Source organism: Microcystis sp. BLCC-F210 (assembly GCF_042134685.1).
GTDB lineage: Bacteria > Cyanobacteriota > Cyanobacteriia > Cyanobacteriales > Microcystaceae > Microcystis > Microcystis aeruginosa_D.
The window spans coordinates 3,293,822-3,307,733 of sequence record NZ_CP169647.1 but is presented as its reverse complement, the minus strand read 5'-3'; the positions used below and the strand labels follow the sequence as shown (position 1 = coordinate 3,307,733).

Annotated in this window: 10 protein-coding genes and 4 pseudogenes; 2 read left to right on the top strand and 12 right to left on the bottom strand. The window is 43.1% G+C overall.

The features are described from left to right. Positions 1-113: 113 nt before the first annotated feature. The 9 genes and pseudogenes from ACE3JL_RS15870 to ACE3JL_RS15830 all read right to left on the bottom strand — a co-directional run bounded on the left by ACE3JL_RS15870 (position 114) and on the right by ACE3JL_RS15830 (position 6,659). Positions 114-659, bottom strand: a complete 546-nt coding sequence (locus ACE3JL_RS15870; protein ID WP_375327901.1) for a hypothetical protein — start codon at positions 657-659, stop codon at positions 114-116. An 86-nt stretch (positions 660-745) separates the two neighbouring features. Next, positions 746-1,033 (bottom strand): HigA family addiction module antitoxin, encoded by a 288-nt coding sequence (locus ACE3JL_RS15865; RefSeq protein WP_002767514.1) that lies wholly within the window; start codon positions 1,031-1,033, stop codon positions 746-748. After that, complete coding sequence (locus tag ACE3JL_RS15860; protein ID WP_024968549.1) at positions 1,033-1,311, bottom strand: type II toxin-antitoxin system RelE/ParE family toxin; 279 nt, start codon at positions 1,309-1,311, stop codon at positions 1,033-1,035. The genes ACE3JL_RS15865 and ACE3JL_RS15860 overlap by 1 nt, the downstream gene beginning before the upstream one ends. A 1,563-nt stretch (positions 1,312-2,874) precedes the next feature. Next, on the bottom strand, positions 2,875-4,503 hold the full coding sequence (locus ACE3JL_RS15855; RefSeq protein WP_375327900.1) for an NAD-dependent malic enzyme: 1,629 nt from the start codon (positions 4,501-4,503) through the stop codon (positions 2,875-2,877). 263 nt (positions 4,504-4,766) lie between these two features. Further along, a pseudogene (gene fumC, locus ACE3JL_RS15850) lies at positions 4,767-4,952 on the bottom strand (class II fumarate hydratase); the annotation flags it as partial. 48 nt (positions 4,953-5,000) lie between these two features. Beyond that, a pseudogene (locus tag ACE3JL_RS15845) lies at positions 5,001-5,117 on the bottom strand (IS1 family transposase); the annotation flags it as partial. Between the two features lie 99 nt (positions 5,118-5,216). Next, positions 5,217-5,561, bottom strand: coding sequence for a hypothetical protein (locus ACE3JL_RS15840; RefSeq protein WP_375327899.1), 345 nt, complete (start codon positions 5,559-5,561; stop codon positions 5,217-5,219). A 67-nt stretch (positions 5,562-5,628) separates the two neighbouring features. Continuing rightward, a complete protein-coding gene (locus ACE3JL_RS15835) occupies positions 5,629-5,799 on the bottom strand; it encodes a hypothetical protein (RefSeq protein WP_375327898.1) in 171 nt (56 codons plus the stop codon). Positions 5,800-6,453: 654 nt separating this feature from the next. After that, positions 6,454-6,659, bottom strand: a pseudogene (locus ACE3JL_RS15830) (hypothetical protein). A gap of 99 nt (positions 6,660-6,758) precedes the next feature. Here ACE3JL_RS15830 and ACE3JL_RS15825 point away from each other — a divergent pair. After that, positions 6,759-6,863, top strand: a pseudogene (locus tag ACE3JL_RS15825) (Uma2 family endonuclease); the annotation flags it as partial. 57 nt (positions 6,864-6,920) lie between these two features. Here the strand turns inward: ACE3JL_RS15825 and ACE3JL_RS15820 are convergent. The 3 genes from ACE3JL_RS15820 to ACE3JL_RS15810 all read right to left on the bottom strand — a co-directional run bounded on the left by ACE3JL_RS15820 (position 6,921) and on the right by ACE3JL_RS15810 (position 12,001). Beyond that, the gene (locus tag ACE3JL_RS15820; protein WP_375329618.1) at positions 6,921-8,333 is read right to left on the bottom strand and encodes an LCP family protein; all 1,413 of its coding nucleotides are present in this window, start codon (positions 8,331-8,333) and stop codon (positions 6,921-6,923) included. Positions 8,334-8,578: 245 nt separating this feature from the next. After that, positions 8,579-9,805, bottom strand: coding sequence for a dicarboxylate/amino acid:cation symporter (locus ACE3JL_RS15815; protein ID WP_375327897.1), 1,227 nt, complete (start codon positions 9,803-9,805; stop codon positions 8,579-8,581). A gap of 162 nt (positions 9,806-9,967) precedes the next feature. Further along, positions 9,968-12,001, bottom strand: coding sequence for an elongation factor G (locus ACE3JL_RS15810; protein ID WP_375327896.1), 2,034 nt, complete (start codon positions 11,999-12,001; stop codon positions 9,968-9,970). 564 nt (positions 12,002-12,565) lie between these two features. On the opposite strand from ACE3JL_RS15810, the gene ychF reads away from it, so the two are divergent. After that, on the top strand, positions 12,566-13,657 hold the full coding sequence (ychF, locus tag ACE3JL_RS15805; RefSeq protein WP_271989192.1) for a redox-regulated ATPase YchF: 1,092 nt from the start codon (positions 12,566-12,568) through the stop codon (positions 13,655-13,657). Positions 13,658-13,912 lie beyond the last annotated feature (255 nt).

Here is a 13,912-nt window from a genome sequence, read left to right as displayed (position 1 = left end):
TAGCATGGTGTGTTCCCCAAAAATCTATTGGTGGGGCAGTAGGAGCCACATTAGGGAACGCACCCTACAGCGATGGGGATCGTACTGACAGTGGGAGCAGTCTAACGGTCTAGTTATACCGTCTTCGCTTGTGAGGTTAACTTAAGCAGTTCACTAAGCTTATTTTTTAAGTTTTGGGATGCCATAAGCGGATTGTAAACTTCTCCTGCGTAGGGTTGCCAAACATAACTAGAACTAAAGGGGCGCAATACTGGCAATATTCCTAGCTCTTGTTCGAGTGGTTTTGCTAAAACCAGTCCTGGGATAGATAAGTTAGATGATTCTTCGATAAGCTCGCTGTAAGTTCTAAATTCATCGACTTCAACACCAACCAGTGCATAACGGAATGGGGGAGCAAATCGTAGGGACTGATATAGTAAGATACCTAACTCTGTCATTGAATATGCACTTTCAGGGCTGTCTATTCCCACTTCGCTAAGATTACTTGGTGAAACACGACACCACCAATTTTCTTCTATGTCTTGGAATATATCTGTGTGACACTGGCAATGGCGACCATTTGACAGCAACCATGATACTCCCTCAAAATGCTGAGCAAATTTATGGGCGTTGCTCTCATCCGAACCACATTCTGCCGATAGACTAAATATCCATGCCATTTTGATAGCCTCCCATTGTGTGTATGCCACTAATCAACCTTTTCCCAATATTTTTGGGTGTTGAGTCCGTCGGCTGCAAACCCTGGTTAGACAACTGATAGCCGTTTGACTTTGATATTGCCAATTGTCTGCTCTGCTTGCCATAGATCGTATTGCATTTGCTGATTGAGCCAACTTTCAGGAGATGTATCGAAAGCTTTCCCTAAGCGAATTGCCATTTCGGGGCTAATACCTGCCCTACCATTTAAGATGGCAGATAGGGTTTTTCGACTTACACCCAATGCTTCAGCAGCCTCAGTCACAGTCAGATTCAAAGGTTCGAGACAAAGTTCTTTAAGCACTTCACCAGGATGTGGTGGATTATGCATTTTCATCAGTGGTAGTCCTCAAGATCGACATCACAAGCATCAACACCGTCAAAGGTGAAAGTGATCCGCCAGTTTCCAGATACTCTCACCGTCCAGGTTCCTTTACGTTGCCCTGCCAGTTCATGAAGTACCAATCCGGGTAAGTTCATGTCTTGCGGTGAAGTTGCAGCACTGAGACGAGCCAGAATCAGCCGAATTCGTTGGGCATGATTTGCTTGAATGCCTCGGGTGGTTCCCGACTCAAAGAACTGCTCTAGTCCTCGATGCTTGAAACTGACTATCATCCATTAAGTGTAACCCATAACGTTACTGGTTACAACCCAACGATAAAAAAATAACGCCTACTATTTTTAATATATCTCGTGGGTGGTGCGTTACGACGGATTGCTAGTCCTAAGTAAGAGCAGAGATTGTCGCCGTCTAACGCACCCTACTGGACTGTTTCAGCTAAAATAGGGCAATAGATTTCGGCTTAAAGTCTTAGATTGTAAAATCTATAGCAATTTTCTAATGCACCAAATTAGCTGAAACAATCCACTACGACTATTTTTAATATATCTCGTGGGTGGTGCGTTACATTTAATTAACGTACCCTACGCGATCAGCGATCGCACTCAAAGTGAAACTTATTTCAAGGCGAAACAAAAATGGCTAATACTAGTATTTCCGACTTACGTTCTGCTGGTGTAGATTTTTTCTCTGATTCTGAAAGCTTTTTAGATGATCTAAATGATAATGAGCTTTCCACGGTTGCTTGTAGAGCAACCTCATGTAAGAGGAGTTGGTCGTGTCCTGACAGGGGGACAAGCGGGCTAGAAAACTTGCCAACAAAGGCTTCTGGCTTCTCTCGCCAGAAATAGATCTAGCGATTCTAGGCAAAAAGCTAACGAAAGAATTAGGGATAGGAGCGAGCTTACTAGGAATTATTATTAATAAGTGAGAGATGGTGAGACGAACTTTTTTGAGCTAAAACCATGAAAAGCTTATGATATATGGATTTCAGCCTTCTTGTCCCCCTGTCAGGGTCGTGTCCTCTCCCGCGCAAACCTCGGATTCGCGAAGTGAATGTCCAGGCAGGATTTTTCATTCGTTTTGATGGGCGAGACATGTAGAGTTTAACCCATAAAGGCTTGATAGTATTGTTAAGTTTTGTAAATAACAACAAATTAACGAAACCTTGGTAGTTCCAGGGTTTCGGATCTGGTTGACTGACAAAACTTAGTCAGAGGCATACTGGTAAGTACCTAAGCAAAATTAATTACACATATCTGACCACCTCTTACCTCTTGCCTCTTGCCTCTTGCCTATCTTCACTAGGAAATTAATTTTGCACGACTACTTACGTGTGTATTTTGAACTCAATTCGATAGGTACGTTCATCATGTTGCTTTCGAGATGCCATCGCCGGTTGAGTATCTTTAACATGAGTAAAACGAACCGAATCAATCAGTTGCCAACCGTGTATCAAGGCTGTTTTAACCCAGTCCCAGCCAATGCGAAAGTAGCTGTTACCGCGAAACCAATGGGGGTCGACGCGGCAGCAATTTTGTAGGGTGCGTTAGGCGGTGATAAGCTTGGAATGAAAAACCAAAATTAGTAATCCGCCGTAACGCACCAGTTAAGTATTATCAAAGTTCTCGTCAACCAGAAGCTTAATCATGCGGCTCTTCGGTTTGTGTTATGCAATGGACGGGGATTATAAGGGTTGGAAACCTTATTTAGAAAGGCATTTAGCGATTTTTGTCAACTGTTTTTGATCTGGAGCGAACTAATCAATTAAGTCTCTTGCCAGATAAGGATTTAGGTGATCAGAATTGAGACGGCGATCGCATAGTTAAGATTGGCGATCATACTAAGGTTTGATATTTTGGTTCGTAAACATGGCTACGAATAAATGCTTCTAAATCATCGGGCTGTTCTACCCGTGCTAAATGACGATCAAAGATTAATTTCGCCACTCGGACTGCGGTTTTAATTTCCGTTTCTAAAATATTAGCTTGGAGAGGATAAAGTAAACCCTGATTGAGTTGCTCGGTCGTGACTGAATCCGCCACAGACCGGGCAGCTTCAATAAACATCTCGTCAGTGACTCGTTGCGCCTGAGTGGCATAAATTGCCATACCAACAGCTGGGAAAATATAGAAGTTATTCGCCTGACCTGGTAAAAAAGTTTTTCCTTCGTATTGAACAGGAGGGAATTGAACCCCTGCGGCATAGAGTGCCTGACCCTGAGACCGCTGATAGGCTTGCTCTGCGGTACATTCAGCATGGTCGGTCGGGTTAGAAAGAGCAAAAATGATGGGACGTTCATTAATCTGAGCCATAGTTGCTACCACTTCTTGGGTGAAAGCTTTCCCAATGGTACTGACCCCAATAATTGCGGTTGGTTTAAGAGACTTGATTACCTCAACAAAATTCTTACTGGGGGGATGAGGATGGGCATAGACTTGTTGGAAATCTACTAAATCAGTACGAGTGGACTCCAATAATCCATTAACATCAAATAAAGAAATCCGAGAACGCGCTTCCTCTAGGGTCAGTCCCTCTTGTACCATAGTTGAAGCAATTAAATCAGCAATACCAATCCCTGCCGAACCTGCGCCGAGAAAGAGAATGCGTTGGTCGTGCAATTGGCTCTTAGTGACTTTCATCGCATTCACTAAACCGGCGACAGCAATTGCGGCGGTTCCCTGAATATCATCGTTATAACAAGAAACTCGGTTACGATAACGTTCTAAAAGATGAACAGCATCTACACCTGTCCAGTCTTCAAAGTGGATACAGCAAAGAGGAAAGACTTCTTGTACTGCCTCTACAAATTCATCTACGAAAGAAAATAAGTCTTCTGTTGTGGGACGGGTTTGGCGTAAGCCCAAGTAAAGGGGATCGTGTAAATACTGTTCATTATTAGTACCTGCATCTAAATATAATGGTAAAAGTCCCTGGGGAGGAACTCCTGCTGCTGCTGTATAAAGTTGCAATTTGCCGATAGGAATGCCCATCCCATTGGCTCCCAGGTCTCCTAAACCTAAAATGCGACCGCCATCAGTGACACAAATAAACCGTATATCTTTGACCGGCCAATTTTGCAAAATTTCTTTGACATGACCCCGACGAGTTATAGACAAATACATTCCCCGTGGCCTGCGAAAAATATGTCCGAATTTTAGGCAAGCTTCGCCAATGGTGGGATCATAGACAATGGGTAAAAAACGAGTGGGATCGGACATGATCGTGCGATAAAAGAGCGTTTCATCGTGATCTAGTAAGTTGACCAGATAAATATAACGCTCTAAGTCTGTGGTTTTATGACTTAGCTGGAGCATCACTCGCTGTAATTGCAAATCTTCTGATTCAGTCACATCGGGAACTAATCCTACTAATCCCAAGGCTTGGCGTTCAGCTTCGGTATAAGCAGTGGATTTGTTGAGAGTAGGATCGTGAAGAAGATCAATATTGCGCTTCGAGACAGTCATCGGTTCATTCTCCGAATTTAAGGGATATCCTAAGTAGTTGGACAAAAGTAAAGTTAACTGTGGGGTAAGGAGTCAGTAAGAATTGCGGCAATTTACATTTCTTAAGATAGACAACAGAATTTATGTCCGACTACTTGAGAGGGTGAAAGTGTTCTAGCCATTGGATTATAGCGCAATTCAGAAGTCAAAAGTACAACCTGAAAGGGTTTCGGAGATTATAAATGTTCTAACTGCCTGGGCGGTTGTTACAATCGAAAAAGTGTTTAAGTTTTGGACTGAACCGCCACATAAGGATGTACCATTTTTAGGGGATCAACGATCCGATCAAAGTCGGACTCAGTGACGTATCCCAAGGTCAAAGCAGCTTCTTTAAGGCTTAAGTCGTGATCGAGAGCATAGTGAGCCACTTCAGAGGCTTTGTCATAACCTATTACTGGACTTAGGGCCGTGGTGGTGATTCGGTAGTAGTGATGGCGGCTTAATCCTTTGCTTTGCTGTGCATTGTAGTCATGGATAAAATACCAAACAGCTCCAACGTGATTCTCCATTTTTTTAGAGAAAGATAGACTGTCTCTCACCAGCCGAGAAATTCTTTGTCGAAAGGTATCTGAGAGGGGGACAAGCGAGCTAGAAGGTATATAGGGCAAGCGATATACCTCTTTTTCCTTTGATGTAATCCTTCAACCGATAGCGGCTAATTTGCATTAGCTATTCTATATTTTTTTGGAATATTTGATGTAGCTGTAGCCAATGATAGAGATGTTGACCCACATAAAAACTGCTGTGTCTGCGTTGACCTTTATATCTTTTTTCAGGTCTTGTGACATGACATATTTTTGGATTCCCATATCCTTAATTTTTTTACCTTGCATTGTGGCACTTGTATAGGCGATAGCTATAACAATTATCAGCTTTGATAAGTATTGCGTGGCTAATTGAGAACCTTCTAAGCTATAGCCTCCCGCCTTAAAATCTCGGAACATATCCTCAATATCAATTTTTTTTGATGGGCAATTATTGCCGTCTGTAAATCTCCCAAATTCGTCAGAATATACCAAGGTTTTTTTGTTTGAAAATCCCGATTTTTTTCCACTTATCAGCTAAGTTAAACTGTCCAAATCCCTGCTATTTTGTAATATTGACATCCTTCAAAAATAGTTGAGTTCCTGGACTTAAACCTAACTCTCTCATTTCTTGATAAATTCCTTCTTTTGTCTTCACATTTGTACTTTTTTTTGTCTTAAACAAAAGTATAAACTCTGCTTCTGAAGACACTTTCCAAGACTGACCGAGCAAAATTCTCTATCTCCTAGCTGTTCTTCGAGATTACTACTTCCTTTTTTATCCAATATCTCCCAATAGATTGCCACGGCTCTCTCGTCATAAATTAGACTCACCATCAAGATATTTATTGCCACCAAATTCGTTCGATCTATAGCAATATATACTAATCCTTTTATTGTGAACCTCTCCTGCTGTTTTAACATCTCTTTTAGGCAGAGAAACCAGATTTTTTCAATGTTGAGAATTTCCAGCTTTTAAAATCTTTTTAGTTTTTTTCTCCGACTCTCAAACAGAATCGGTATTGGCAGTGCTTCTGCTAATATCTCTAACTTGACTTGCTTTAGTATTTGCAAGGTTCCAACTATCATTAACAACAGTAGATATCTGGCTCGTCCCAGTTCATTCTCTAAGACTTTCTGGTATAGTTCACTTATCATTTTCGTTATCTAGGTCATATCTAGTAAATGTGACCTATCTTTTTTTGGAGTCTGTGTCTGTATTCCATGCTACATAAGCTTTTCAGCTTGCTTGTCCCCCTGTCAGCTGACGACCACACTTCGACAGGGGAATAGAGGTGAACTAGGGGGGTATTTTGTTCGGTGCTAGACTGATATTTGAGTAAGCCAGACAGGAGCCAGAAAAAGATATTTATCAGAAAAGTCATGATCAAGCTAGAGGTTTAAAGACTGATTCGAGCCAATTATGGCTCTTCGTTACTTGGTATGGTTCGATAGGGGGCATAAATCGACTAAATCCTTATCTGGCAAGGAATTTAATTGATTAGTTCGCTTTAGATCAAAAGCAATTGACAAAAATCGCCAAATGCCTTTCTATATAAGGGTTTCATCCCTTATAACCCCCGTCCATTGCATAAGACAAACCGAAGAACCCCAATTATTTTTATTCATAAATATTTTACACAATTCATACCAGGTAAACAACATGGCTCACCACTACTACCAAATCATTACCCAGATGCTTTATTAAGAATAGAAACCGGTGGATAATCAAGCATTAGTGAAGATGATTATGTAGAAAGCGTGCCGGAATTAATCGTAGAACTTGCCACTTCTACGCCAATATTTTTGTGAAATTTTGGCTAATAAATAACCCAGATAAACTTGATTTTTTTCTTAGTTGCCTAGGGATGACTCAGAAAGATTAGCTGACTTTTCTGGCCAATCTTGACCGATTTTAATCGTCACATCAGAAGCGAGATTCCCCGTACTTTCCACCAAAACTTCTCCGACACCAAGACTATTATGCAGGTCAGCAGCGAGGGAATTATCTCCTTTTTGAGCAATAATTTTGGTAGTTTCTAGAATTGGCGATGAAGACTTAGAGACAAAAACATTTTCATAACCCAATGAACGCAGATATCTGACTAGAGTTTGCACCGCTTCTGGATTATCGATACTATCTTCCACAGCTATACGAGTCGGTTGCGTGGTTTCTTCAGTATCAGCCATAAAAAAGCCGTGGTTAAAATGTTGAGCCACTAGCTCTTGAATTTTACTTTGATTGGGTAGCCAATAACTGATCCCTTGCCGACCATCACCATTAAAGTCTCCCGGTAGAAGTAGCATTTGCACATCAGTGCGCTGAGTTTTGGAGGCAAACCCAGCTAGGGCAAGTAACTCCTCTAAACTGAGATTAGTATCGATATGAGTGCGGATAACCTCAATAATATCGGGCATTTTCAGTAAAGTTGCTGGTTTTAGGGTTTGTTCTACTAAAGACCGCATTAATTGCTGTTGTCGTTGGATACGACCGATATCGCCGTTAGCATCGTAGCGAAAACGGGCAAACTGGAGGAATTTCTCGCCGTTTAGGTGTTGTTCTCCTTTTTTCAGATCAATGAAGAGGTGTTGACTAAAATCGTTGTACTTCATGTCTTTGGGAACATATACCGTCACCCCCCCCAGAGCATCAATTAATTTTTCAATACCCTGCACATTAATGCGAACATAGCGATCGATAGCGACTCCTTCCAACAGATGACTAACCGTTTCCGCAGTTAAAGCAGGTCCACCGAGGGCGTTAGCTTCATTGATTTTTTTATCCCCGTAACCCTCAATATCGGTGCGAGTATCCCGGGGGATAGAAAGCATGGTTAACTTCTGTCTGTGGGGGTCAAAACGCAGTAACAGCATGGTATCGGTTAAACCATCCAAGGAATTAACCGGGGCATGATAACCCAGATCTGGGGTTTGTGCCTTCTTAACATCGGATGTCAACACTTTAGCACCAACTACCAGAATATTAATGGGGCGGTTAAGGGCGGGAAGTTGCAGATTTTGATAGGATATGGCCTGCTGATTGTTAAAAGCGGCGGTTTCTTCGGGACTAAGGGCAGCTTGTCGCAAAGGTGTGGAGGAGAGAGACACGGCCAACATAGCGCCCGCTGTGGCGGAAACTAGGGCGCAGCCAGTTAAACCTAGGGCTGTCAAGAACCATTTACCGGATAATCGCCGCTTTTTAACAGGTTTAGCCGCTAATTTAGCTGATTTTTCGCTTTTAAGCCTCGATTTAGTCTTATTAACCACAAATTCCCCCACACAGTTACTAAATATCTCCCTAAAACCATCTTTAAAGAGATCAACTATTTGTTTTCTCAGACACCCAGAAGAGATTATTAAACTAATCGGGTTTGTTAGAGAGTTAGCAGATAATATAGCAGAATTTTTCTTGATAATTTTTCTAACCTCCGTCTCCACTGTCTCGATAGTACAGAGAAGAACACCTACCAGCAAGGCAAACTTCATCGGAGAGGAACCAAAGAACGATCAGGCTAGTTTTTTGATTCTAGGGATTCTTCCTTTTCTCCCAATTCCCAGTAATTGAGCAGAATGGCATTAACCGTATTACCGATCACATTTAATACGGTTTTAAAGCCATCGGTCAAGCGATCAACCCCTGCAACCAAAGCAACCCCTTCTAATGGTAAACCCGCTGCCGATAATACGGTAGTCATGGTAATTAATGCGCTGCCGGGGACTCCAGGGGTACTAAAAGAAACCAGTAAACCACTCAATGCGATCGCTAATAACAAAGAGGGACTTAAAGGAACTCCGTAAACCTGAGCGATAAAAAGAGCATTAAATCCCTGTAAAATTGCCGAACCATCGCGTTTTAGTACCGTTCCCAAGGGAATAGCGAAACTGGCGATATCTTCGGGTAAACCGTATTCTTGAATTTCCCGCAAAACTACCGGTAAAGCGGCGTTAGAACTAGCAGTACCGAAAGCTAAGGATAAAGATTCCGATAAAGAGCTAAAAAAGCGTCGAGGTTCTCCTTTGAGGGCAAAAAGGAGCAAAACATACACCCCAATCATCAAGGTGCTGGCCAAAAACAGACCAAAAACATAGAAAAAAAGTCTCGCCACTAATTCTAATCCCTGGGTGGCGATAACCGAAGCAATCAGAGCAAATACCCCCACAGGTGCTAGATAAAGAATCACCGATAGGATTCTCTCGCTGATTAGATAAAGACTGTCTATCAAGAGAATAAAAGGTTTTGCCCCCTCTTTGGCCAGTCCGATGCCGATACTAAATAAAACTCCCGTCACGATTACCTGTAAAAGATTGCCCCCAGTAAGAGCTTCTAGGGGATTAACCGGGATTAAGCTAATCAGCCAATCTCTCAAGGATACTGGTGTATTGGTGGTCATGGCCGCATTAGTGGCAAATCCCTCTAAACCTATCCCCGGTTTTAATAGCAACGCCGTCGCCATGCCAATTAACAGAGCAAGTGTACTGGTTAGCAGATAGCCAGTCATCAATCTGAGTAAATATCTACCGATCCGCGCCGCATTCTGTACCCGGGTTAATCCTAAAATAAGGGAAGAAAAAACGATCGGAACCACCACAAATTGAATTAAGCGCAGAAAAACCTGTCCCACTGGCGCGAGAATATAGTCATCTAAAGGTAGGATTAGCGCAGGAAAAAAACCATTCAGCAGCGCACCGAAAACAATTCCCGCAGCGAGAGCGACTAAGATCAGGTTAGATAAATTCATGGCGTTAAGTTGAGAATTCCGAGACTAATTTGGGGCAGTATAGCACTAGGATAATCTTATCGAACCCTTCTGTCATTTTTTGCCAAAAAAGGGAGAGATGAGCCAATAAAAGCCCATCTCTCGGTAATTTATCGCTCTACTTTAGTGACAGCCAAGAATACTTTACCTGTTACCGTTACCCTGCATAGCTAAAACCGCATCGCGCAGTTTATCTGGCACTTCTTGCAGGTGATCCTCATCCCACTGGAAGAAACCAACCCCCATAGTCAAAGAACGCAAATCAACGATGAAATCGTGCATTTCCGCTTGGGGGAGATAGGTCGTTATCTGATCCCAACCTTTCCACTCCTCAGAAGCTTCAAAACCCTGAATTTGACCGCGTTTACCACTGATTAACTGTAAAACCTTGGCGGTGTATTCCGAGGGAGCGAGAACCATCACCGATAGAATTGGTTCTAATAAGACCGGATGACATTTAGGCAGTCCTTCCGTCATCGCTAGACGGGCCGCTTGTTTAAAAGCTTGTTCGGAACTATCGACACTGTGATAGGAACCATCGGTGAGGGTGACATCAATATCCACCACGGGGAAACCCAAAGGACCATGACCGAGATATTCCCGCACTCCCGTTTCCACCCCGGGGATATACTGTTTGGGGACAACACCACCGACAATGGTTTCATGGAATTGGAAACCTTCCCCCCGGGGTAAGGGTTTAATATCGAGATACACATCGCCAAAAGCACCGTGGCCGCCAGTTTGGTGTTTATAACGTCCGTGGGATTTGGTACTGGTTTTGATCGTTTCCTTGTAGGGAACTTGGGGTAGATGTGTGGTCATCGGTAGATTATACTTGCGCGCTAGGCGATCGAGGGCCACTTGCAGATGAATTTCTCCCTGTCCCCAAAGAATCACTTCTTTAGTATCGCCGTGTTGTTCCCAGTGGAGGGAGGGATCTTCTTCGATCAGTTTCGTCAAAGCTGAACTTAATTTAACTTCATCCTTGCGATTTGCGGCGGCAATAGCGAGAGCAAAGACGGGTTTAAGCTGTAATCCTTTGGGAAGAGCGGGTTTTTGACTGCCGCTGCTAACCACGTCTCCGGTGGCGATTCCTTCCAAACGACCAAGAGCGACAATTTCCCCCGCTTGGGCCTGCTGTAGGGGTTGCTGTTGTTGTCCCATGAGACGATAGATACCACCAATCCGCACACCGTTCAAGGCCATGCCATCGCTAAGGGTTCCCTGCCAAATTCGCCCTAGGGAGAGGCGACCGCCCTGGGGAGTAAAATAGGTTTTGAGGATTTGTACCACTGCATCTCCATCCGCACTGGGATCGAGACCGCGACGATTGGCGGTAATTGTCGGGGCCGGTGCTTCTTCCACTAAAGCGGTAAGGAGATGACGCACACCATAATCCCGTTCCGCCATACCGAAGAACACGGGTACTATCTGATCGGCTCCCAGTTCTTGTTTTAAGTCTTGGAGAATTTCTTCCCGGGAGGGGTTAATATCTTCGAGGAGTTCTTCTAAAAGATGATCGTCAAATTCGGCGATCGTTTCTAGCATTTCTTGTCGAGCAATCTGTTCTTCTTCCTTGAGGTGATCGGGTAAAGCTACAGGATCGGCGGGACTGTTAGCATGGTAATGATAAGCCTGTTCGTTGATTAAATCGATGAATCCGATAATTTCGTTGTTCTGACGGATAGGATATTGCTGGGGAACGAGGGGACGACTAGAAACGGATTTGAGAGCTTGTAGGACTTCGTTAAAGTGACTATTACAGCGATCCATCTTGTTGATGAAGATTAGATGCGGAATTTCCCAATCATCGAGGAATTTTAACAAGGGAGCTAGGGTGAGAACTCGATCGACTACCGGTTCACAAACGATAATAGCAGCACCGGCCCCGACGAGGGCATTATAGGTTTCACTGGCAAATTCGATCGAACCGGGGCAATCGAGAAAGGTAAAATTTAGGTCTTGGTATTGACTATGGGCAACGGAAACTTCTACACTCATCTGTCGATCCCGCGCTTGGGTGGAACTATCACCGACGGTATTGCCATCGCTGATTTTGCCTTTTCTGGTGATCGCTCCTGTTACGAAAAGTAAACTTTCCAGTAAGGAGGTTTTTCCACTGGAGTAGGGGCCGACAAGGGCCACATTACGGGTGTTTGCTCCGATACTTTGATTCATACAGATACCCCCAACAATGATTTAGTGATTAGTTGTGGCGATTGGACGATATTTACACTCGATCGCCCTAGGAAATATACTGTCATAGCACTGAAAATTACTCTCAGGACGTATTTAGAAGTGAAAGGCCTGTCTTGCCATAATTTTGCCCAGTGCTACAGGTGTATTCTTTCTTACTCTTCACCCTAACTCAGTCTCAAGCATTACATCCCATTCTCGCAATCTCTTGTAAAGTCTTGCCTACTTTTAGTTAAGGAACTTGAATAAATGTTAACTAGGGTTTGCTAAATAAGTTTTTCGTGGGTGTGGGGAAATGGGGAAATGGGGAAATGGGGAAATGGGGAAATGGGGAAATGGGGAGAATAAATAAAAATAATCTCCTGTCTCCTGAATCGGAGTCTCCTGAATCCTGAATCGGAGTCTCCTACCTCCAGGAAAAATTTTTTCAGCAAACCCTAACTAAGCGGTTAACTATCCACAGCCTTGCTCCTCAACCGGATTTACAAAAACGAGAGGCTGCCTGATATAGTGAGAGGTCGGGATGATGTTTATTAAGCAATTTTTATGTTAAAAGCTGGAATCGTGGGACTGCCAAATGTGGGGAAATCGACCCTATTTAACGCTCTCGTGGCTAATGCCAAGGCTGAGGCCGCTAATTTCCCCTTTTGTACCATTGAACCGAATGTGGGTGTGGTATCCGTCCCCGATGAACGTCTGGAGGTTTTGGCTAAAATCTCTAATTCCGAGAAAATCGTGCCGACGCGGATTGAATTTGTCGATATTGCTGGATTAGTCAAGGGTGCGAGTCGGGGGGAAGGATTGGGTAATCAATTTTTGGCTAATATCCGGGAAGTGGACGCGATCGTTCATGTGGTGCGCTGTTTTGATAATGATGATATTATTCATGTTTCCGGTTCTGTGGATCCGGCCCGGGATATCGAGGTGATTAATCTAGAGTTAGCTCTGGCGGATTTGGGACAGGTGGAGAAGCGGGTGGAACGTTTACGCAAACAGGCGAAAAATAGCAAGGAAGCCGCCGAAGAATTAGCTATCCTTGAAAAAATCCTAATTTGTCTTAATGACGGTATTTCGGCGCGAAAAGTGGATTTAAGCAAAGAGGAAGAAGAATTAATTAAAAATCTCGGTTTATTGAGTCGGAAACCGATTATTTATGCCGCTAATGTTAGCGAAGATGATCTAGCCACGGGTAATGATTGGGTAGAAAGTGTCCGTCAAATTGCCCAACAGGAACAGGCCAAAGTTGTGATCGTTTCTGCTCAAGTGGAATCGGAATTAGTGGAATTGTCAGAAGAAGAAAGAAAAGATTTTCTCGGTTCTTTAGGAGTAGAAGAAGGGGGATTAAAATCTTTAATTCAAGCTACCTACGAGTTATTAGGACTGCGTACCTATCTCACCACTGGTCCCCAAGAAACCCGCGCATGGACGATTATTTCTGGTATGAAAGCACCCCAAGCAGCCGGAGTTATTCACTCGGATTTTGAACGGGGTTTTATTCGTGCAGAAACCGTGTCTTATCAGGATTTAGTTAATAGTGGCACAATGAGCGCGGCCAAAGAAAAAGGTTTAGTCAGAAGTGAAGGCAAGGAATACATTGTTCAAGAAGGTGATGTTTTACTATTCCGTTTTAATGTATAGCTAAAAATAAGTCAGGTGAGTGTCACCCACCTGATCAAAAGGCTGAATAATTGGCGTTATCAAATTGAAAGATGCTCCGAATTTCTGTCATCAACAATCTCTCAGCTTTTTTTACTCACTTTGGTTAACATTAAACTGAATTTTTTATCTCTTGACATACTCCAATTTAGATTCTATAATTAGGTATAGGGGCAAGTTCTTGTTTAATCAAGATGGTGATGATCTCTGTCCACTAAAAAACTGGTTTGCTAGGAG